This window comes from Chitinophaga sp. OAE865 (assembly GCF_040546735.1).
Lineage (GTDB): Bacteria > Bacteroidota > Bacteroidia > Chitinophagales > Chitinophagaceae > Chitinophaga > Chitinophaga polysaccharea_A.
In genome coordinates this window covers 451,010-472,170 of the sequence record NZ_JBEPOF010000001.1, presented here as the reverse complement: position 1 = coordinate 472,170, position 21,161 = coordinate 451,010, and the positions used below count along the sequence as shown (strand labels likewise).

Annotated in this window: 17 protein-coding genes; 13 read left to right on the top strand and 4 right to left on the bottom strand. The window is 46.1% G+C overall.

Annotated elements, in window-relative coordinates:
* The first annotated feature begins 21 nt into the window (after window positions 1-21).
* From ABIE50_RS01990 to ABIE50_RS01965, 6 genes are all read left to right on the top strand, one after another.
* Entirely contained in the window at window positions 22-2,424 is a 2,403-nt protein-coding gene (locus ABIE50_RS01990) for an ABC transporter permease (RefSeq protein WP_209856545.1), read from the top strand.
* Between the two features lie 17 nt (window positions 2,425-2,441).
* Window positions 2,442-4,823, top strand: a complete 2,382-nt coding sequence (locus ABIE50_RS01985; RefSeq protein ID WP_209856547.1) for an ABC transporter permease — start codon at window positions 2,442-2,444, stop codon at window positions 4,821-4,823.
* Window positions 4,824-4,977: 154 nt separating this feature from the next.
* Entirely contained in the window at window positions 4,978-5,643 is a 666-nt protein-coding gene (locus tag ABIE50_RS01980; protein ID WP_142684752.1) for an ABC transporter ATP-binding protein, read from the top strand.
* Between the two features lie 149 nt (window positions 5,644-5,792).
* Complete coding sequence (locus tag ABIE50_RS01975) at window positions 5,793-7,148, top strand: TolC family protein (protein WP_209856549.1); 1,356 nt, start codon at window positions 5,793-5,795, stop codon at window positions 7,146-7,148.
* Window positions 7,149-7,172: 24 nt separating this feature from the next.
* Complete coding sequence (locus tag ABIE50_RS01970; protein ID WP_209856551.1) at window positions 7,173-8,546, top strand: efflux RND transporter periplasmic adaptor subunit; 1,374 nt, start codon at window positions 7,173-7,175, stop codon at window positions 8,544-8,546.
* A gap of 119 nt (window positions 8,547-8,665) precedes the next feature.
* On the top strand, window positions 8,666-9,688 hold the full coding sequence (locus ABIE50_RS01965; protein WP_209856557.1) for an NAD(P)H-dependent glycerol-3-phosphate dehydrogenase: 1,023 nt from the start codon (window positions 8,666-8,668) through the stop codon (window positions 9,686-9,688).
* A 52-nt stretch (window positions 9,689-9,740) separates the two neighbouring features.
* Here ABIE50_RS01965 and ABIE50_RS01960 read toward each other — a convergent pair whose 3' ends face one another.
* Complete coding sequence (locus tag ABIE50_RS01960; RefSeq protein ID WP_142684756.1) at window positions 9,741-10,019, bottom strand: hypothetical protein; 279 nt, start codon at window positions 10,017-10,019, stop codon at window positions 9,741-9,743.
* Between the two features lie 420 nt (window positions 10,020-10,439).
* Between ABIE50_RS01960 and ABIE50_RS01955 the strand changes: the two genes are divergently transcribed.
* The 3 genes from ABIE50_RS01955 (at window position 10,440) to ABIE50_RS01945 (ending at window position 14,608) form a co-directional block, all read left to right on the top strand.
* A complete protein-coding gene (locus tag ABIE50_RS01955) occupies window positions 10,440-12,716 on the top strand; it encodes a glycosyltransferase (RefSeq protein ID WP_209856559.1) in 2,277 nt (758 codons plus the stop codon).
* Window positions 12,664-13,092 (top strand): response regulator, encoded by a 429-nt coding sequence (locus ABIE50_RS01950; RefSeq protein WP_142684758.1) that lies wholly within the window; start codon window positions 12,664-12,666, stop codon window positions 13,090-13,092. The genes ABIE50_RS01955 and ABIE50_RS01950 overlap by 53 nt, the downstream gene beginning before the upstream one ends.
* Window positions 13,093-13,171: 79 nt before the next feature.
* Window positions 13,172-14,608: a sigma-54-dependent transcriptional regulator gene (locus tag ABIE50_RS01945; protein ID WP_209856562.1), complete on the top strand. Its 1,437-nt coding sequence runs from the start codon at window positions 13,172-13,174 to the stop codon at window positions 14,606-14,608.
* Window positions 14,609-14,658: 50 nt separating this feature from the next.
* Here ABIE50_RS01945 and ABIE50_RS01940 read toward each other — a convergent pair whose 3' ends face one another.
* Both ABIE50_RS01940 and ABIE50_RS01935 read right to left on the bottom strand, forming a co-directional pair.
* Window positions 14,659-16,101, bottom strand: a complete 1,443-nt coding sequence (locus ABIE50_RS01940) for a hybrid sensor histidine kinase/response regulator (RefSeq protein ID WP_209856564.1) — start codon at window positions 16,099-16,101, stop codon at window positions 14,659-14,661.
* Between the two features lie 66 nt (window positions 16,102-16,167).
* Entirely contained in the window at window positions 16,168-17,607 is a 1,440-nt protein-coding gene (locus ABIE50_RS01935; RefSeq protein ID WP_209856566.1) for a sensor histidine kinase, read from the bottom strand.
* Between the two features lie 299 nt (window positions 17,608-17,906).
* Here ABIE50_RS01935 and ABIE50_RS01930 point away from each other — a divergent pair, with 299 nt between their 5' ends.
* The 4 genes from ABIE50_RS01930 to ABIE50_RS01915 all read left to right on the top strand — a co-directional run bounded on the left by ABIE50_RS01930 (window position 17,907) and on the right by ABIE50_RS01915 (window position 20,715).
* Entirely contained in the window at window positions 17,907-18,134 is a 228-nt protein-coding gene (locus ABIE50_RS01930) for a hypothetical protein (protein WP_209856568.1), read from the top strand.
* Between the two features lie 30 nt (window positions 18,135-18,164).
* Window positions 18,165-18,719, top strand: coding sequence for a YciE/YciF ferroxidase family protein (locus ABIE50_RS01925; protein ID WP_209856569.1), 555 nt, complete (start codon window positions 18,165-18,167; stop codon window positions 18,717-18,719).
* Between the two features lie 78 nt (window positions 18,720-18,797).
* On the top strand, window positions 18,798-19,664 hold the full coding sequence (locus ABIE50_RS01920) for an SDR family oxidoreductase (RefSeq protein WP_209856571.1): 867 nt from the start codon (window positions 18,798-18,800) through the stop codon (window positions 19,662-19,664).
* Window positions 19,657-20,715: a DNA topoisomerase IB gene (locus tag ABIE50_RS01915; protein ID WP_209856573.1), complete on the top strand. Its 1,059-nt coding sequence runs from the start codon at window positions 19,657-19,659 to the stop codon at window positions 20,713-20,715. The genes ABIE50_RS01920 and ABIE50_RS01915 overlap by 8 nt, the downstream gene beginning before the upstream one ends.
* 16 nt (window positions 20,716-20,731) lie before the next feature.
* Here the strand turns inward: ABIE50_RS01915 and ABIE50_RS01910 are convergent, their stop codons facing one another.
* The gene (locus ABIE50_RS01910) at window positions 20,732-21,079 is read right to left on the bottom strand and encodes a hypothetical protein (protein WP_142684766.1); all 348 of its coding nucleotides are present in this window, start codon (window positions 21,077-21,079) and stop codon (window positions 20,732-20,734) included.
* Between the last annotated feature and the right edge of the window lie 82 nt (window positions 21,080-21,161).

The window sequence follows — 21,161 nt, the reverse complement described above, 5'->3', positions numbered from 1 at the left end:
TTTCACTATAAATATACCCGTATGTTAAAAAGTTATTTAAAGATTGCCTGGAGGAATTTGCGGAAACAGAAAGTGTTTGCTGCAGTTAACGTGGTAGGAATGAGTACCGCCTTGTGCGCTGCATTGCTTTTATCGCTCACGGCATACAGGGAATGGACCTTCGATAACTTTCATAAGAATGGGAAAGATATATACCAGCTGATTGGGATTGAAGATGCAGGCGGACAGCTAAGAACCGGCTCCAGTATGTCGAAGCCGCTGGCTGTAGCCATACAGAAAGAAGTACCCGGTGTGAAGCATGTCACTTTTATAGCAGGAAGTAATGTGCCTGTAAGATATGGCACTAATCACTATTACCTGAGTACCCAGCTGGTAGATAATGATTTTCTGAAGATGTTCACCTTTCCTATAGTAAAGGGAGATAAGAATAACGCATTGCAGCAGCTGAACCAGATAGTGCTCACAGCGCGTGCTGCCGGGATATTGTTTAAAGATGCGGAGCCTGTTGGAAAAACCGTGGAACTGAACCTGAACGGGAAATGGCAGCCTTTCATTGTAAGCGCTGTAGCATCAGATATCCCGGATAACTCAGGCATCTATTTCGAGTTGCTCACCAGGTTTGAGAATGATCCGGAATACAACGCCACTAAAAACGACTGGAACGCATCCAATTACCCGCTGTTTGTTCAGCTGGAACCGGGAACGAGTAAAACTTCTTTCGAAAAAAATATAAATACCGTAGTAAAAAAATATTATAAAGGGAAAATAGAAGATCTTCAGAAGAATGCAGTGGTTGGTAACAATGGTAAAGATGTTTTTTACCTGCAAGGCATTGCACTGAAAGATTTCCATCTTGATGCAAACAGTACTTTTTATAGCGGGTTGAATAAATTCTATCCCTGGCTGATGATCATCCTTGCTACACTGATCATTGGTATTGCCGCTATTAATTTTATAAATCTTTCCATTGCCAGGTCTTTCACCCGCAGTAGTGAAATAGGGCTGAGAAAATCGCTGGGCGCGCAAAACGGGCAGCTGATGCTCCAGTTCTGGGCGGAAGCATTCCTGTTATGCTGCTTTGCACTGGTGCTGAGCCTGGGCCTCATGGTATTCCTGCTGCCTTATTACAACAAGGTGTTTGGGCATCATATTGCGCTGGGCATATTCCGTAACATACGGGTGATAGCCGGTACCATAGGCGGTTTCTTCCTGGTTACCCTGCTGGCTGGGGGATACCCCGCCTGGAGAGTGGCAAAGCTCAATATCCTGGAGGTGCTGAAGGGGAAACTGGGATTGGGCAAAAGCAACGGTATGCGCAACGGTCTTATCATCGTACAGTTCATGGTAGCGGTGGTGCTGATCAGTTGTACTTCCATCATCTGGCAGCAACTTAATTTCATACAGTCGGCTCCGTTAGGGTATAACACTTCCCAGGTAATCAGTATTCCACTTGATAACGCCACACCGTCAGACGTTGCCACTATGAAGAACAGGCTTACAGAGATGCCGGAGGTAAAAAGTGTGAGCGGCAGTATGCTGAACCTGGGTCTGGGAAAAGATGGATCTTCCGGTAACTGGACCCGTGGTTTCACTTATAAAGACCGCCATGTAAACACCCAGTATCTCGCAGTAGATTATAACTATGCAAAAACGCTGGACCTGAAAATATTATCCGGCCGCGATTTCTCCAGGGAATACGGAACAGACAGCAGCGCCGTAGTGGTCAACGAGCAGATGGCAAAGCAGCTGGGCGTAACAGACCCCGTGGGGCTGAGCTTTAGTATGGGAGATGAACCGCCGGTACACGTGATCGGGTTGGTGAAAGATTATCACTTTGAATCATTGCATAAGAAAATTGATCCCCTGGTGATGACCCTGAACGCTCCGCTGAATTACATTTTTGTAAAAGTAGAAACATCCAATCCGGTGGCTTCATTGAAAAAGATCGGCGCAAGCTGGAAAAGCATTAACGAGCTGGCAGAAAGCGACCCGTCTTTTCTTGATGAAAACGCACAACGCCTGTACCGGCAGGAACAGCGGTTCTCAAAAATATTTATGAGTGGTGCTGTGCTCGCAGTGATCATTTCCTGCATGGGATTATTTGCCATTGCGGTACTGGTAATGGCGCACCGTAAAAAAGAGATCGGTATCCGGAAAGTGCTGGGAGCCTCTGTAAGCGGCATTGTATTGTTATTATCGAAAGACTTCCTTCGCCTGGTGCTGGTAGCGGTACTGATAGCTACTCCGGCAGCCTGGTATTTTATGCGGCGCTGGCTGGAAGGATTTGAGTACCACACATCTATCCACTGGTGGGTGTTTGGAATAGCCGGCCTGATGGCAGTATGCATTGCATTTATAACAGTGAGCCTGCAATCGGTGAAAGCTGCGCTGGCAAACCCTGTAAAAAGTTTATCCCGGGATTAACCTTAAATCACATTATGATGTGGCGTAATTATCTGAAAACTGCTGTAAGGAACCTGATGAAACGTAAGCTGTATTCCGTGATCAATATCACTGGTCTGGCTGCAGGCATTGCCTGTTTCATTCTGCTGGCCCTGTACCTCCGGAACGAATGGACCTATGATAACTTTCATGCCCATGCAGCTGAATTATATCGTATCCGACTTGATTACGGGGAAAAAGACCAGGAGGTTACGCACACTGCGCTCACCCCTAATGGCCTGGCGCCGGTGATGAAAGATTTCCCGGAACTGAAATACATCTCCAGGGTATATCCTTCCTCCTCCACGGTGGCCAATGGCGATAAAGTGATGAACGAAAAGCGTTTCATTTATGCTGATCCGGCTTTCTTCAACATGTTTTCTTTCCCGCTGATTGCCGGGAACGCAGCTACTGTGTTAAATGGCCCCAATATGATAGTACTCTCTGAAACGATGGCCAGGAAGTATTTTGGATCCACTGATATTGTAGGGAAGTTTTTGAAGATCAATAATAAGAAAGAATACCAGGTAACAGGAGTTGCGGCAGATGCACCCGCCAATACCCACCTGAAGTTTGATTTCGTAGCCAGTTATGCTTCCCTGGGCAGACAAGCCAACTGGAATTCAGCGAATGACTACACCTATGTTCAACTGGCCAGTAATGCCACGGCCACTGCATTGCAGGGGAGATTGGCCAACCTGGTAAAGGAACAGATGGGAAGTGCTGCCCGTAGCGGCGCTACGCTTGCTTTTGTGCCGGAATCTGTACCGGGTATCCATCTTCATTCCATCGCCGGGAATTCAACTGAAAGGGGTGGGGATATCCGTTATAATTATATTCTTACCATTATTGCAGCCTTGTTGTTACTGATTGCGTGTATAAACTTTATGAACCTTGCCACGGCCCGTTCAGCGGAAAGAGGCCGCGAAATAGGTGTCCGGAAAGCGCTCGGCGCTATACGCGGGCAGCTGTTCTGGCAGTTCATTGCCGAATCAACGCTGATCACCTTTTGTGCAATGACCCTGGGGGTGATCCTTGCCATTGTATTGCTGCCGGCGTTCAATAACCTGGCAGGTGCTTCCCTGAAACTGGGAACAGGCAGTTACCATATTTACCTTTGGCTGACCGGCATTTTTCTTTGTACCACGCTGCTCGCGGGTACCTACCCGGCCCTGTTCCTTTCCGGTTTCCGGCCGGTACAGGTATTAAAAGGAAGGGTGATACCTGCTTCCGGCGGCAGTATCCGGAAAAGCCTGGTAGTATTCCAGTTTGCAGCTTCCGTGTTTTTTATCATCTGCACATTAGTGGTGGGCAACCAGTTAAAATATATCCAGTATAAAAAGATAGGACTGGACAGGTCGCAGGTACTGGTACTGTCGGGCGAAAATTTTACCCCACAGATGCTGGCCGCCTTCAAAGGCCGGCTGCTGCAGCAACCGGGCATAAAACAGGTGAGCGCTTCGTACGATTCGCCGGTATCAGTTGAAGGCGGCTATAGCATTGCCGGCCTGGAAGGGAAACCGGCAGATTACAGTATGAATATTACCGCCATCCCGGTGGAAAAGGACTACCTGCAAACAATGGGAATTTCATTGCTTTCCGGCGCCAGCCTGACCGATGCCGATATACAGGATGTTTTAAAGGAAGATAAAGACCGGGTATACCATTTCTTTCTCAATGAAACCGCTGTAAAGCAGCTGGGGTGGACACCTGAAGCTGCCGTAGGAAAACGGATGGTGATGAATGGCCGCGCAGGGACCGTGAAAGGAGTAATGAAAGATTTCCATTTTGCCTCCATGAAAAGCAAAATCCAACCCATTATTGTTTTCCCGGAATACGAATGGTTCGGGGAAGTACTCATCAAAACTTCCGGCGATAACCAGCAGCAGGTAATCGCAGGAATAGAGAAGGCCTGGAAAGAATATCTTCCTGCAGTGCCTTTTGAGTATCATTTTATGAATGATGACTTTAACAGCTTATATAAATCGGAATTCAGGACCGGTACCATTTTATCAACCTTTTCAATTGTTATTATCCTTGTTTCCTGTCTTGGTTTACTGGGGCTGGCCGCATTCACTGCAGAACAACGAACCCGCGAGGTGGGCATCCGTAAGGTGCTGGGCGCTTCCGCTGCGAGCGTGGTGGCGCTGTTGTCAAAAGACTTTATTAAACTGGTGCTGGTAGCGCTTTGTATTGCTTCGCCGTTTGCCTGGTATGTTACGCATCAATGGCTGGAAAGCTTTGCTTATCATGCCAGCCTGGGCGCAGGTACTTTCCTGCTGGCCGGGTGTATAGCTATAGTGATCGCTTTGCTGACGGTAAGTTTACAATCGGTGAAAGCGGCACTAATGAACCCGGTTAAAAGCCTGAGATCAGAATAAACGGCACTGGCCACTATAAGTATAAAAACAACCGGGCGGCATCGGGCAACCCTGTCAACGCATTAAAATCTGAGTAACCCGGACAGCTACTTTTAATTATATTGCTGAGCCGATATGCAGAAATATCAACACAAATAAAAACAAATTACTTATCATGATACAATTGCAGAAAATTTCCAGGCATTACCCGGTAGGATTCGGAAAAAACTACATCCTGAAAGATATTGACCTTACAATAAATGAAGGCGAGTTTGTATCGATTATGGGACCCTCCGGCTCCGGAAAATCCACCTTACTGCATATTATGGGATTGCTGGAAGAACCATCTGAAGGACAATACCTGTTTGAGGGAGAGCGTGTAGACAGGATGAACGAAAAAAAACGGACCCAGTTGCACAGGGGATCCATTGGTTTTGTGTTCCAGGCCTATCACCTTATAGATGAGCTGACCGTATATGAGAATATAGAAACGCCTTTACTGTATAAGAATATACCTGCATCAGAAAGGAAAAGCCGGGTGGCGGATGTACTGGACCGCTTTAATATGGTGGCTAAGAAAGATCTGTTCCCCAACCAGCTGTCGGGCGGGCAGCAGCAACTGGTGGGTATTGCCCGTGCTATTGTAGCAGAACCCAGGGTGATACTGGCAGATGAGCCTACCGGTAACCTGCATTCCGACCAGGCTAAAGTGATCATGCAGCTGTTTAAGCACCTGAATGAACAGGATAAAATTACCATTGTACAGGTAACCCATTCAGACCTGAATGCCACTTATGGCAATCGTATCATCCAGATCCGCGATGGGCATATTCAGTCATAATAAAGGCGGATCAGTTTTAAGAATTCTGTAAAAAAAAGATTATGTTGTACACTCAATTAGTGAGGTATACTGCCATACCTACTAAATTTTTGCCTTCTATCAAGAAGGGTGGAAAACTATCATCACAATTATTATATTTTTGGAATGTTATGAGAATATCCCGAATAGCAGGAGCAATCCTGGTTTTATTGTTTGCTAACATAACATCCGCTGAAGCGCAGGATACGTGGAGTTTACAACGTTGTGTGGATTATGCACTGCAAAATAACCTGACGGTTAAACAACAGGAAGTACAGAAACGTCTGGCAGACCTTACATTACGGCAAAGCCGCCTCCAGATGATCCCCGGTTTCAGCGGGTCAGTAACAGGTGGTTATACGGATGGTAGAAGTGCCAGCCTGGGCGATAACCAGTATGTTAACCAAACCGTGTTTAACTCCAGTGGAAACCTGAATATGCAGGCAAACCTTTTCAGTTGGTTCTACCAGCAGAAAACGATTGCTGCCAATAAACTGGATGCACAGGCGAACAGCTTCCTGCTGGAAAAAGCAAGGAACGACCTCGCGTTCAATGTAGCTACCGCTTTCCTTCAGATACTGCTTAATATCCAGACAGAGAAGGTAAATGAAGAAAATGTACGGCTTACCAATTCCAACCTGGATAATACAAAGAAACTGGTGATCGCGGGCTCTGTACCGGAAAGCAACCAGGCCGACCTGGAAGCACAGCTGGCGCTCGACAGCAGCAACCTGGTTACCGCCCAGAATAATGTAACGCTGTCTATTCTGCAGATGAAAGCCTATCTCAACCTGGGATTCGAAATTCCGTTTACCCCGGAGGTGCCTGAAAATATTGCTTCTCTGCCAATGGCTGCCTTACAGGAAATGGCGCCGGAAATGGTGTACAGCGCCGCTTTAACAAACTATCCGCTGGTAAAATCGGATGAGCTGAAGATCAAAAGCGCCACCAGGGCATACCAGGCGGCAAAAGCACAGCTGTATCCCAACCTGAGCATTGGAGGCGGCCTCAGTACTTACTACGCCAATAACTATTACGAGGATCTTGCGCAAACCAAAGTACTGTCGTTTCACGACCAGATCAGCAATACCTACAGGAAAAACATTGGCTTAACGCTTAACATTCCTATTTTTAACGGATGGCAGCAACGCACCACCGTTGCAAAAGCAAAAGTAAATATATACAGCCAGGAACTGATCCGGGACCTGGACCACCAGAAGCTCAGACAGGATATTTACACCGCACATGCCAATGCAGTAGCCGCTTTACAGAAGTTTAACGCGTCTGCTACAGGGGTAATGGCCGCCCAGAAAGCGTATGATTTTGCTACCAAACGCTTTAACCTGGGCTTGATGAACACCATTGATTATATCACAACACAAAGTAAGTTGTACAATGCGCAGGTAAATAAAGTGCTCGCACAGTACGACTACATCTTTAAAATGAAATTGCTGGAATTCTACCGGGATCAGAAAATATCACTGTAGCCCTCCCGGGAAATAAATTGCTTTATGAAGAAGAAAAAACTTTATTGGTTCATAGGCATACTTAGTTCACTCGTTATTTTGGTCCTGGTACTGAAAGGGGCCGGGGTTATTGGTAAGGAAGAAGGAATTAAAGTTGCTGTAGACAAGGCTTCTAATAGAAATATTATAGAAGTGGTTACCGCCAGCGGTAAAATTTACCCTGAGGTTGAAGTAAAAGTTAGCTCCGACGTTTCCGGTGAGATTACAGACCTGCCTATCCAGGAAGGAGATTCCGTAAAGAAAGGACAGGTACTGGCACGGATATACGCTGACATTTATGGGTCGATGGTAGACAAGGCTGCTGCTTCTATGAGCCAAACACAGGCCCAGCTGGCCAATTCGGCCGCAGCGCTCAACTCCTTTAAAGCCCGCCTTGATCAGAACAAGGCCGCTTATAACAGGAACAAGGAGCTCCTTGCCCAGAAAGTGATTTCAAGGTCGGAGTTTGAAACGGCGGAAGCAACCTATCTCGCCTCGCTGGCAGATTATAATGCAGCCGTGCAACAGATCAATGGAAATAAGTATGCCGTTGCCAGCGCACAGGCCAACCTGAATGAAGCCAATAAGAACCTGGGCCGTACCACTATCTCCGCACCTATGGGAGGTATCGTTTCCCTGCTTTCTGTAAAGAAAGGTGAACGTGTGGTAGGTACTGCGCAGATGACAGGTACCGAAATGTTGCGTATTGCCGATATGAATATAATGGAGGTACAGGTAGATGTAGGTGAGAATGATATCCCCAAAGTAAAATACGGCGATACCGCTATCATTGAAGTGGATGCCTACAATAACCGCCAGTTTAAAGGAATTGTAACACAAATTGCCAGCTCCAGCAAAGGCGCTGCCACAGCTACCGTGAGCACTGCCTCCTCCGCAGAGCAGGTAACCAGTTATATTGTACATATCCGCATCCTGCAGGAAAGTTATCAGGACCTCCTCGATAAAAACAAAAAGACCTTTCCTTTCCGCCCTGGTATGAGCGCCAGCGTGGATATCCAAACCAGGCATGTAAATAATGTACTCGCTATTCCTATTAACTCAGTTACTACACGCGATACCGATTCTTCCAAAGGTGATAAAAAGGCGCCTCAACAGGATAATACCACCCCGGGTTCCTCTGCCGATACAAAACCTGTGTTAAACGAAGTAGTATTTGTATTGCAAAAGGATGGTACCATTAAGATGGTGCATGTTAAAACCGGTGTACAGGACGATGCCTGGATCCAGATCACTTCCGGCCTGAGCGTGGGCGACCAGGTGATCAGCGCTCCTTATACTGCCATTTCCCGTACCCTGGAAAACGGCAAAAAAGTAAAGGTAGTGCCAAAATCAGAGCTGTTTGAAGGCCCGGCCAAATAATGCAGATACATAATTTTATATAAGGAAGGGAAGGCTGCTCAGCCTTCCCTTCCCCTTTTAGGGGCTGTAGGCAAAACTGCTTTATTGCTTTTTAATTACATTGCATAAAAATTTGCATTGTGAGCAAGAGCATCGGAATTATAGGCAGTGGCAGCTGGGCCACCGCCCTGGCCAAGATCCTGACAGATAACGGGCATCATATACATTGGTGGATAAGAAATGAAGAAACCATCCGTCATATGCAGCTGCGTCATCACAATAAACACTATCTCACCTCGGTATATTTCGATACAAGCCTGCTAAGCCTGAGCAGTGACCTGAAAGCTGTTGTGGCAGCCTGCGATGAGCTGGTACTGGCTGTTCCCAGCGCTTTCCTGGAAGATGTATTAGGTATGTTGCCTGCGGATGCGCTGATCAGTAAAAAGGTCATTTCTGCCATCAAGGGATTGGTGCCAAGTACCAACGACCTGATAGGAGAATACCTGCACAAACAATTTAATTTACCTGCCAGCCAGTACTTCACTATTACGGGGCCCTGCCACGCGGAGGAAGTAGCCAGTGAGAAGCTTTCCTATCTAACATTCTCAGGCACGCACCTGGCCTCCACACAGGCGCTGGCCGATAAATTTACCGGCAGTTACCTGCAAACAATTGTAAATACGGATGTAATAGGTGTGCAGCTGGCGGCAGTGCTTAAAAATATTTATGCCATGGGCGCAGGCATTGCGCACGGGCAGGAGTATGGAGATAACTTCCTGAGTGTGTTTATTACCAACTGCTTCAGGGAAATGCAAAGCTTCCTGGAGAAATATGAAGAACAGAAAGCCATGGTGGCCGGCACCGAACCCATAATGCATAGCCACAGCGCCAGCGCCTACCTGGGCGATTTGCTCGTTACCTGTTATTCATTGCATAGCCGTAACCGTACTTTTGGTAATATGATCGGGAAGGGATACAGTGTAAAAGCCGCTCAGCTGGAACTGAACATGATTGCAGAAGGCTATTATGCCAGTAAATGTATGCACGAAATGAACCGGAGTATTGGGGCTTATATGCCGGTTGCCCAGGCGGTGTATGCTATCTTATGGCAGCAGGTGCATCCTTCAGAGGCTTTTCTCTCGCTCGAAAAAGGGTTTATATAATATAGAAGTGGGAGGCTGCCGGTCATCCCCGGCCGGCAGCCCCTGCAGCAGCTTAATAATCATCATAGTCCTCATAATTATCTTCCCCGATTTTCATAATGGCCCGTACATTCGGGAAATACTGCTTAATCAGGCCGGCAATCCGGGTAAAAAGATATTCGTTTAACACCGGCCCCTCATAATACTCAATCTGGTTTGTCTCATCCGAAATAACATACTCAGTGATATTACGGTCAATAATGGCCTGAAAGCGCCGCTGGCGCGGAAGTTTTCTCAAACAGACTTTGGTAGGTACACCATCTACATTAAATGTACATGCAATGTTTCGCATAACGGCGGGTGGTTTAAATGAGAAATGGAATGGTTAAAATTTGCTCTTCAATGGTAGCCTGGGTGTTTACTTCAGCTAAAATAAGCTGAAATGGACAAAAGAACATTTTTGACCGCTTTTTTCTTAATTGTATTGACATTTGTGCCAGTATATCGCATTTGTGAGTAAATTATATTACAATTGTAAGCAATTATGATTATATGCACTGTTAATAGAATGTAAAGACCGCGGGTTATTTTTTCCGGCCACTACCTGTGGACCCAGACCCAAATGTGTAGAACTTATTCTACGCTTCCTGGCGGACTATGCCGTGGAAACACAACGCAGCAGGCATTGGATTAATATTTGAATCTTCCTATGTCCCGATCCGGGAAATTGAGGACTTGGTTAGTGTTAACAGCGTAGTATAAAATTTTTACCATGAAGATTAGAACCCTGCTTTTTGTTACTTCTTATCCGCCCCGTGAATGTGGGATAGCAACTTTTGCGCAAGACCTGGTGAATGCAATGAATAAGAACTTTACCGGGAATATGAATATTGAGGTGGCTGCATTGGAAGAATCGGGGAAACCCGCCAATGCCAAGGAAGCACCTGTCACGTATTCGGTAAATCCATTCGATATTGACAACTGTATTGATTTTGCGCAGAAAATAAATGAAAATGATAAAATAGACCTGGTTTGTTTTGAACATGAATTTGGCCTGTATGGAGGAGAGTACGGACATAATCTCCTGGCCATGTTATCGTTACTGGACAAACCTTTTGTGGTGAGGTTCCATACAGTGTTGCCTTACCCGGATAATAAATGCACTAAAGTAGTAAGCCTTATCAGCGCCCTTGCGGCAAAGGTGATTGTAATGACCCGCTCATCTGCAGATTTATTGCACGAGGTATACCATGTACCGGCGGAAAAGATTGTACACATCCCGCACGGCACCCATGCCCATATCGTGGAAGATGTACAGGCACTGAAAAAACAGTATAATGTGGAAGGACGGATGGTGCTGAGCACCTTTGGACTTCTCAGCGAAAATAAAGGTATAGAAACAGGTATCCGGGCAATGAAAGACATTGTGAAACAATATCCCGATGCCATTTACCTGGTGCTTGGAAAAACCCATCCTGTGATATGCGCCAGGGAAGGGGAAAAATACCGGGAATCACTGGAAAACCTGGTGAAGGAACTGGGCCTGGAAAAGAATGTGAGATTCGTGAATAATTATCTCTCCCTCAAAACTTTACTCGACTATCTGTCACTTACAGATATATATCTTTTTACATCCAAAGACCCGCACCAGGCTGTAAGCGGCACTTTCGTTTACGCCATGAGCGCAGGTTGCGCAGTGATTTCCACTTCCTTTGTACAAGCCCGCGAAATGCTGGAAAACGGGGTGGGCTGCCTGGTGGATTTTAATAATCCGGAACAAATCGCAGCCTGCGCACTCGAGTTGCTCGGTAACCCCGCATTGCGCGAGGAAATGAGCCGGTTGGCCATTGAAAAAACACGCAACTCTATCTGGGAAAACGTGGCCATTGCACACATGAGCGTGATCAGTGAAGCACTGGCGGAAGACAAGATCCTGCCAAACCTGCCACCGCCTTACCTGGATCATATAGACCGTATGACAGATGAAGTGGGAATGCTGCAGTTCTCCAGGCACGATATCCCTGATCCTGCATTCGGATACACACTGGACGACAACGCAAGGGCGCTTATTGCTACCTGTATGTACGCCAGTGAATTGAAATCCACCAGTTTCGTGAACGCGCTGACCCGCAAATACATCGATTTTATCCGTTACTGCCAGCAGCCTTCAGGCAACTTCCTCAATTATGTGGATGTTGGCGGCGCATTCAATAAAATGAATGATGAAGTAAACCTGGAAGATGCCAATGGCCGCGCTGTATGGGCATTGGGCTACGCCCTTGCTTCGCACCGGCACCTCCCTTTTGATGCCGTACAGGATGTATTGGCCATATTTAACAAGTGCTTCAGCTGGATGGGATCATTGAATTCACCCAGGGCAATGGCCTTCACCATAAAAGGACTGTATTATTTCCTTAGCTACAAGCCCGGCGATAAGGCAACTATGGAAATCCTGCAGCGTCTGGCAGCAAAATTGTATGAACGTTATAAACAGGAGGCAGATGAAAACTGGCATTGGTATGAATCCTACCTAACTTACGGTAACGCTGTGCTGCCTGAAGCCATGATGATGGCCTATCAGGTAACCGGAATAGAAGCATACCGTCAGACCGCAGAGAACAGCCTCGCTTTCCTGTGCAGCAAAACCTTCACAGACAGCCATATGAAGGTGATCAGTAATAAAACCTGGTACCACAGGAACAGTACCGGAGAACAGGAAGACGGAGGAGAGCAGTCAATCGAAGTTGCATATACCATGCTGGCATTGAATACGTTTTACAACACCACAAAAAATAATTCATATCTGGAAAAAATGCGTTTGGCATTCAGTTGGTATTTGGGTAATAATCACCTTAAACAACTTGTTTATAATCCATTAACTTACGGTTGTTATGATGGCCTGGAGAAAAATAATATAAACCAGAACCAGGGCGCCGAGTCTACCGTATGTTACCTGATTGCCAGATTATTAATGGAACAATGGAACAAGCATAAGTATGTTAGACCAAAACAAAACAGCCTGGCGCCAGTCCGACTCGGCTACAACTGACAATAGCATGAAGTATCCCAGTATATTGATTATAGACGATGAGCCTGATATATGCAGATTATTGCAATTAACGCTTGTACGTCATGGATATAGTGTCAAATATGTACATGAACTGGGGGAGGGGATGAGATCCATTTTCAAACATCAGCCCGACCTCCTGTTCCTGGATATCCATCTGCCCGACGGATCGGGCCTGGAAGCATTGCCGGTGATCAAGGAACGTTGTCCTACGCTTCCTGTGATCACTATCAGTGCTTATGACAATGCAATGGAAAAACAAACCGCCCTTAAGGCCGGTGCTGCATTTTTCCTGGCCAAACCTTTCAGCCTCAAAAATGTGGATGAACTGATGGGGAGTATCAAAATAACAAAATAAAAAGCTGAGAATGACTTTAGTTATAATCAGTAATTTTAACCAGCTATTCAGTTGCCAATTACCACTATATTAAAGAAGTATGAAAAATATTCTAATTATAGACGACGAAATTAACATCTGTACATTACTGAGTAAATTTCTCGGGAAACACGGTTTTGATGTAGATACCACCATGACAGGCGGTGCTGCACTCAAAATGCTGAAGGAAAAAACCTATGATCTTGTACTGTGCGACTACAGGCTGAAGGACACGGATGGCGCACAATTACTGCAGGATATCCACCAGATAAATCCTTCTACCATTGTTATCATTATTACCGGTTATACAGATGTAAGAGTAGCTGTGGAAATGGTGAAAAATGGTGCATACGATTATCTTTCCAAACCCTTGTACCCTGATGAGATCCTGAACCTCGTACACAAAGCCTTTGCCCATAAAGAGGCCGAACAGGAAAGACGAGCCTCCAGACCAGTGGAGTCTGGCAGCGAGCCTGAAGTAGTACGGGAAACATTACTGTCGCGTAACCAGGACGACAAGAACAATAAGTATGTTTATGGCGAAAGCGAAGGCGCAAAAGAGCTGATAAGACAGATCAAACTGGTGGCGCCTACTGATTATAGTGTCATCATTTTTGGGGAAACCGGGACCGGTAAGGAATCCGTAGCCCATCTTATCCATCATCACAGTAAAAGAAGCCAGCAACCATTTGTGGCGCTTGATTGTGGCAGCCTCTCCAAGGAGCTGGCGGCCAGCGAATTGTTTGGTCATGAAAAAGGCTCATTTACAGGCGCTATCAATACCAAAATTGGCGCCTTCGAACAGGCACAGGGCGGTACCCTTTTCCTCGATGAAATCTCCAATTTATCATACGATATACAGGTAGCCCTGCTGCGTGTGCTGCAGGAAAAAGTAATACGCAGGGTGGGTAGCTTAAAGGAAGTACCGATTGATGTACGCATCATAGTAGCCTCCAATGAAAAGCTCTCTGAATCAGTACAGCGCGGCAAATTCAGGGAAGACCTTTTCCATCGTCTGAATGAATTCACTATTTATATTCCGCCTTTAAGAGAGCGCCGGGAAGATCTTCCACTGTTCACCACCGCTTTTGTAAACCAGGTGGAAAGAGAACTGGATAAATCATGCGGTAAAATTTCTTCTGAAGTGTGGGATTGCTTCCAGCAATACAACTGGCCAGGTAATATCCGTGAATTGAAAAATGTGATCAGGAGAGCCTGTTTGCTTACGCCGGAGATGGAAGATATTACCATGATAGCATTACCTCTGGAAATGAAGGAATCATTTAACCAGGTTCCGGAGGAAGTACATGTATCCGGTGAACTGGCGCTTATCTCCAATGAGAATGACCTTAAAACAGTAGCGCTGCAGGCAGAATACAATAAGATTATAAATGTGCTGAAAGAAGTGAAGTATAATAAAACAAAAGCAGCGCAGGTATTGAATATAGATCGTAAAACCCTCTATAATAAATTGAGGCTGCTGAATATAAATTACTGATTATGTTTTCTTTTATTTCCCGGTAAACGCCTGTTTGCCGGGAAATGAATTTATCCCAGTACAGGAATAGCTATCGTAAACACCGACCCCTTTCCCTGCTCACTATCTACGTGTATCGTTCCTTTGTGATTTAACAGGATATTTTGTGTGCTGGTAAGCCCCAGCCCGGTGCCTTTCGCCTTACTGGTATAGAAAGGATCAAATAAACGCGCCAGTTTGTCTTCCGCAATGCCGGAACCGTTATCCCGGATCATCAGTTTCACCTTGTCCTGGCTAAGCGCGGTAGTGATGGTAAGCACACCTTTCCCCGGTACCATTGCTTCAATGGCGTTGATAATAATATTCAGGAATGCAATAACTACTTTTTCCTCGTCTGCATTGATCATTACATCAGGAGCTACCAGGTCCTTTTCCACCCGCATTTCATTTAATTGCAGCCGGTCGTTGGATAGTAACAGTGCTTTTTCTATCAGTGCATTGATCCCATGCGGCTCCACATGCAGCTCAATCATGCGGGTGCTGTGCAGCAGTTCTGTGATCAGCTGGTTAATCCGGGTACAGTTGCGCTCAATGATATCTGTATACATCAGCGTATCATCATTAGCCACCACCTGCTCTTCTTCCTTAAATTGGCTTACCGCCAGCAGGATGTTAGTAAGCGGATTTCTTACCTCATGGGCAATCACCCTGGCAATGCGACCGGTGATCACAAACTTTTCCTGGTGTTGTTTCTCCTGTTCTTCCCTTTTTTTATCTGTAATGTCCTGGATCACGCAAAGAAATATTTGTGCGGCTTCATCCAGCATTACCGCATTGATCAGCACTACCAGTTTTTTGTTATCTGCAGTTTTGAAATCATATTCCTGTGAATTGGCGATACCACTGTTACAGATGTTATCCAGGAAATTCTCACTTTGTTCTTTGGAAATAAAAAGATCGCGCAGATGCAGTTTAAGTATTTGTTCCCTGCTGTAGTGAAGGGTTCTTAAGGCTGCTGGATTGGCGTCAATAATATTCCGGTCGCAATCGGCCAGTACTATCAGGTCGTGCGCTTTTTCAAAAATGCCATAGTATTTTTTTTCACTTTCTTCAATAGACCGGCGATGGTTAAATTCATCGAGCGCATAGCGGATGGACCTCTCCAGCAGGTCGGCCGTCATTTCGCCTTTCACCAGGTAATCATAGGCACCTGCCTGCATGGCTTCCCGGTCAATATTATAATCCCCCTTCCCGGTAAGCATGATTACCGGTGGTTGATGAGGCATTTCGTTTAACCTGCGAAGAATATCTATACCGGTATTTGGTCCCAGCCGGTAATCTACAAGGAGCACATCATGTGTGCTTTCTTCTATAGCCGCCAATCCTTTCTGGTAAGTAGGTGCCCATTCCAATAAATATTGCCCCGGTGAAATATCTTGCAGTAGTTCAGTTACGAGAAAGAAGTCATCTTCGTCATCGTCTATCATTAGAATGTGTATCGGGCGATCGTTCATCGTAAGAGATTAGAGAATTTGGCAATTAAAGACAAAAAATTACAGCAATAACGGTGCTAAGCTTTATTAATCAGCAGCTTCATTATTCCTGTTTCTGTGTTTTAACGGCAAAATAACAACAAAGGTGGCGCCCTTCCCCGGGTCGCCATAGGCTTGTATGAAACCGTTGTGACTGTCTACAATTTTTTTGCAGATAGCCAGTCCGATACCTGTGCCCGAATATTCACTGATGCCATGTAAGCGCTGGAAAATAAGAAATATCCGGTCGGCATAAGTCTGCTCAAAACCAATACCATTGTCCTCAATGCTAATACGGCAATAGCTGTCGTCCCAGCGGCTTTCCTTCACAATCCCCAATTCCTTCCCCAGCAGCAGCTGGTGATGGATATTGATTTCCAGGCGCCTGTCGGGACTGGCAAATTTAATGGAGTTGGCCAACAGGTTCTGGAACAGCTGGTGAAAAGAGGTATCGCTGCCTTCAATTACAGGCAGCTGGTCATATTTTACCTGTACATTCTTTTCCTCCAGTGTCACCTCCAGGTCGCTGATCACTTCCTGTAACAGCTTGTTCATGTCTACAGGAGTAATGCTCTCAGGGGTAATACGGCCCGCCCTGGAAAAAACAAGAAGATCATTGATCAGCACCCGCATCCTCGAAACAGCAGATACCATACGGTCTATCAGCTGGATGGCATCCGGCGGGAGCTGCTCTTTATATTTTATCTGCAGCCGGTCGCTGAAGGTAGATATCTTGCGTAACGGCTCCTGCAGGTCGTGCGAAGCCACATAGGCGAATTGTTCCAGCTCCTGGTTGGTTTTGTTCAGCAGGGAAATATTCTGCTGCAGGTCGCGTTGGTACGATTTCATCCTGCTTTCAATATGCAGCTGCAATTTGAATTCCCGGGTTAAGGTGATATAGGAGTAAATACCTATCAGAATGGCTACCAGTGAAGAGATGAGGATCATAGGTACCCACATCACGGCAAAGAAATGAAACAGTTCCGATTTTTCCTGTACCAGGCTTTCTTCAATCCGGGTCATATCACGCACCTTTTTATCAATAAGATCCATCGATTTTTCCCCTTCTTTCACTTTTGAAAGCTGTTTTATCTGGGTTGAATTTTCTGCGCCCATTTGCAGTTGCTGGTATTTGATAGCCAGTAACCGGCGAAGCGTGTCCAGGTGCTTTTGCTGCACAGGGTTGTCAGACGTGATTTTCCGGAGCAGGAGATATTCCCTTTCAATCCTGTTACTGCGTTCCTGCATACTGGGGTCAAGGAAGGAGCTGTCTTTAGTAAGCGTGTACCCCCTGATGGCCGCCTCGGCCTCCTTAAGCTGCCGGGTAATCACTTCCAGCCGCTTGGATACCTCAATGGCATGATTCAGCCGGCCGGCATTATCCAGCAGATTCTTGGCCACCAGGTAAGAAAATACGGAGGCGGCCACGATGACCGTAAATGCGATGAAAAAGCCTAGGCGTATTTTTTTGTGTACCGAGAAATGCATCTGTATATATAAGATATTGAGAAAGCATTTCAAGTTACTATTTATGTGTGAATTTCAATACTAAAAAGTACCATTTTCCGCGAACGCCTTTCTGAGCAACATATTCCACAGAATGACGGTAAATTCTACAAGCCCTGCGAACACAGCTGGCCAATAATTACCGCAGAGACGGGGTAGTGCTGTAATGCCCTGTGGTAGCGGGTTTTGGAACCATCTTTTTGTGGTAAAAACAGCGCTCCCCGGTAGTGGAATGAACTTTGGATAACCAATAGTAATCTTAACAAGTAAAACTATGAGTTATGAATAACCCGGATAAAAATAAGCAGCCCATTCCTGATCCAACGCCCGAAAAACAACAGCCGGGAAAGGAAAACCCACCGCCTGTTCAGCCACCGCCTGACAAGCCGGAGATTGAGCCCATTCCCCGGGAAATACCGGACAGGGACACGCCTCATACACCTGCCAATCCGCAGGCCACCGGGGAACAGGAACAAGCCTTTAAAAAACAATCACCTGATAAACATTAACCATTCTTTCATCTAAAAAATTCTGTTACAATGCCTACCACAAAATCAGCCAGCAATGGCACCGCCAGAAAAGCAGGCAGTGAAAAAATGCCGGACTCCAAATTCCATGAGCTGTTTATGGATGAATTAAAAGACATCTACTGGGCAGAGAAAAACCTGGTAAAAGCACTGCCTAAAATGCAGAAAGCCGCTACCTCAGAAGAGTTGAGCACCTGTATTGGAAACCACCTGGAAGAAACAAAGGAACATGTAGCCAGGCTGGAACAGGTGTTTGAATTATTGGGTAAAAAACCCCAGGCAAAGAAATGTGAAGCTATGGAAGGACTGATCGCCGAAGGACAGGAAGTCGTAGCTGATACCGACGAAGATAGCGCCGTGAGAGATGCCGGTATTATCATCGCCTCCCAGAAAATTGAACACTACGAAATATCTGCATACGGCAGCTTACGCACACTTGCCAATGTAATGGGACATTCCCAGGTGGCTAAACTGCTGGAGCAAACACTGAAGGAAGAAAAGAATGCTGATAGCTTGCTCTCAGAAGTAGCTGAATCTACTGTAAACGAGGAAGCTGCAGCCGAGTAGGTTAACGGAGTTTGTATAATTGTTAATGGAAACTGCAAGGTCCCTGTTATATGCAGGGACTTTTTTTAACCCGATGATATGCAAAAAACGAATCCCAAAAAGCCGGTAAGACCCGCACGGGAACAATCTGTGCAGCCCGGCCTCGAAGAGGCTATGGATCCGGCCCCGGTCTTTAAAAAGAACAACCCGAAGAAAGGCAAACTGCACAATAAAGTGGCCCTTATCACCGGCGGCGACAGCGGTATCGGCCGGGCCGTAGCGGTTGCTTTTGCCAAAGAAGGTGCAGATGTGGCCATTGCCTATTTTAACGAGCATACAGATGCAGAAACCACCTGCGAGCACATTTCCCTGGCAGGCCGCGAATGTATGCTTATTGCCGGCGATATCAGCAATGAGAAGCATTGTAATGATATCATAAAGCAGGTGATAAAGAAATTTAAGAAGATAGATATACTGGTGAATAATGCAGCAGTTCAATATCCGCAAAAAGGTATCGAAGATATAAGTGCCAGCCAGCTGCACAAAACTTTTGAGACCAATATTTACCCGCATTTTTATCTTACCAAAGCAGCCCTCCCGTATTTACCCAAAGGCAGCAGTATTATTTGCACTACTTCCGTTACCGCTTACCGCGGCAGCAGTCACCTGATAGATTACAGCTCCACCAAGGGCGCTATCGTCTCTTTTGTGAGGTCGTTGTCGGCCTCCCTGTCGGAAAAAGGTATCCGGGTAAATGGGGTGGCGCCGGGCCCTATCTGGACCCCGCTCATACCTGCTACCTTTACGGCAGACGAAGTGGCAAAATTTGGTACGGATGTACCCATGAAACGCACCGGTCAACCCGTGGAAGTAGCCCCCTGCTATGTATTCCTGGCCAGCGACGATGCCAGTTATATTACCGGTCAGATCCTGCATCCCAACGGAGGGGAGATCGTAAATGGTTAACACAGATCAGATAACAGACCCCATAGCCGTAGCCCGCTCTGTAAAGCTGCGATACGTAAAAGGGAACACTCCGGGCTATACCCGCGTTCGCAAAGGAAAGGATTTTATTTACCTGGACCCCGAGGGGAATCAGGTGAAAGATGAAGAAGTGCTGCACCGTATCCGCAGCCTGGTGTTGCCGCCTGCCTGGGAAAATGTATGGATCTGCACCTGGGCAAACGGCCACCTGCAGGCCACCGGCACGGATGCAAAAGGACGTAAGCAATACCGCTATCATACCGATTGGGGAAAGGCCCGCAATGAAACCAAATACTACCGCCTCCGGCAGTTCGGAGAAAAACTGCCGTACATACGTAAACGTATACACGAAGATTTAAAACACAGCTCGCTCGATAAAAACAAAGTGATCGCCATTGCTTTATCTGTAATGGAGGAAACGCTTATCAGGGTAGGTAATTCCTCCTACGAAAAACTATACGGTTCCCATGGCCTCACCACCCTGCGGGATAAACATGTAAAGATCAACGGCAGCAAAGCCTTTTTCAGATTCCGCGGGAAGAAAGGCGTGGAACATAAAATAGAGCTGCATGATGCCACATTGGCGAAGCTCCTGAAAAAAGTACAGGACATCCCCGGCCAGGTATTATTCCAGTATTATGATGAAAACGGTGAGCATAAAGCACTCGACTCCGGCGAAGTAAATGATTATATAAAACAATGCTGCGACGAGCATGAATTTACCTGTAAAGACTTCCGCACCTGGGCAGGTACCGTGAACGCGCTAAACCTGCTGGCAGACCTGACGCCTTACGCATCCATTACGGAATGCCGCCGGAATATTGTAGCGATAATCGACGGTGTGGCGGGCAAACTGGGGAATACCCGCGCCGTCTGCAAAAAATATTATATCCATCCGCAGATACTGACGGCTTACGAAGCCGGTGAACTGGAGCCATGGCTGCAACAGTTGAGGGCTAAACGCAATAAACCCGCCAGTGGCGGGTTACATGCGGATGAAAAGGTGCTCCTGCAATTTTTGAAGGAAACCTGATTACAGGCCTCAAATGCTATTCAAATATCAGCTGTTCTTCTCTGTCTTCTACCTTTATTTTCTTGATAAACTCGTCAAAACCTGCTTCTTCGTGTGAACTGTAAGCGCCGTAAGCGTCCAGTACATAGCCCTTATTGCCATCCTGGTCTTCCATTACATACAAAACTGAGGAATCAGAGGGGTCTGACTCTCCTTCAAAACGATAGGTTTTAATGATAGTCAGGTCATCCGGGTTATAGATCTTCTGCTCTTCCGTATTCTGCAATCTTCCGTGATCACTCATCTTTAATTCGTGATCAAATCCCTTTTCATGCAGCTTCTCCAATACCCTTGTTAAAGTTGTCATTTCGCCTGGCTTTTCCATAAAAAAAGGTTTTAGTTGAAGATTAGAAAACCAAAAGTTATGCCGCAGTGTTTTAAGATCATGGTACCATTTGTGTTAACTT

Coding starts and splice junctions, on each gene's coding strand:
- ABIE50_RS01980 (WP_142684752.1), top strand. CDS start 4,978: ATGATACAATTGCAGAAAATTTCCAGGCATTACCCGGTAGGATTCGGA.
- ABIE50_RS01955 (WP_209856559.1), top strand. CDS start 10,440: ATGAAGATTAGAACCCTGCTTTTTGTTACTTCTTATCCGCCCCGTGAA.
- ABIE50_RS01925 (WP_209856569.1), top strand. CDS start 18,165: ATGCCTACCACAAAATCAGCCAGCAATGGCACCGCCAGAAAAGCAGGC.
- ABIE50_RS01915 (WP_209856573.1), top strand. CDS start 19,657: ATGGTTAACACAGATCAGATAACAGACCCCATAGCCGTAGCCCGCTCT.
- ABIE50_RS01985 (WP_209856547.1), top strand. CDS start 2,442: ATGTGGCGTAATTATCTGAAAACTGCTGTAAGGAACCTGATGAAACGT.
- ABIE50_RS01930 (WP_209856568.1), top strand. CDS start 17,907: ATGAATAACCCGGATAAAAATAAGCAGCCCATTCCTGATCCAACGCCC.
- ABIE50_RS01920 (WP_209856571.1), top strand. CDS start 18,798: ATGCAAAAAACGAATCCCAAAAAGCCGGTAAGACCCGCACGGGAACAA.
- ABIE50_RS01935 (WP_209856566.1), bottom strand. CDS start 17,607: ATGCATTTCTCGGTACACAAAAAAATACGCCTAGGCTTTTTCATCGCA.
- ABIE50_RS01990 (WP_209856545.1), top strand. CDS start 22: ATGTTAAAAAGTTATTTAAAGATTGCCTGGAGGAATTTGCGGAAACAG.
- ABIE50_RS01910 (WP_142684766.1), bottom strand. CDS start 21,079: ATGGAAAAGCCAGGCGAAATGACAACTTTAACAAGGGTATTGGAGAAG.
- ABIE50_RS01940 (WP_209856564.1), bottom strand. CDS start 16,101: ATGAACGATCGCCCGATACACATTCTAATGATAGACGATGACGAAGAT.
- ABIE50_RS01970 (WP_209856551.1), top strand. CDS start 7,173: ATGAAGAAGAAAAAACTTTATTGGTTCATAGGCATACTTAGTTCACTC.
- ABIE50_RS01960 (WP_142684756.1), bottom strand. CDS start 10,019: ATGCGAAACATTGCATGTACATTTAATGTAGATGGTGTACCTACCAAA.
- ABIE50_RS01945 (WP_209856562.1), top strand. CDS start 13,172: ATGAAAAATATTCTAATTATAGACGACGAAATTAACATCTGTACATTA.
- ABIE50_RS01975 (WP_209856549.1), top strand. CDS start 5,793: ATGAGAATATCCCGAATAGCAGGAGCAATCCTGGTTTTATTGTTTGCT.
- ABIE50_RS01950 (WP_142684758.1), top strand. CDS start 12,664: ATGTTAGACCAAAACAAAACAGCCTGGCGCCAGTCCGACTCGGCTACA.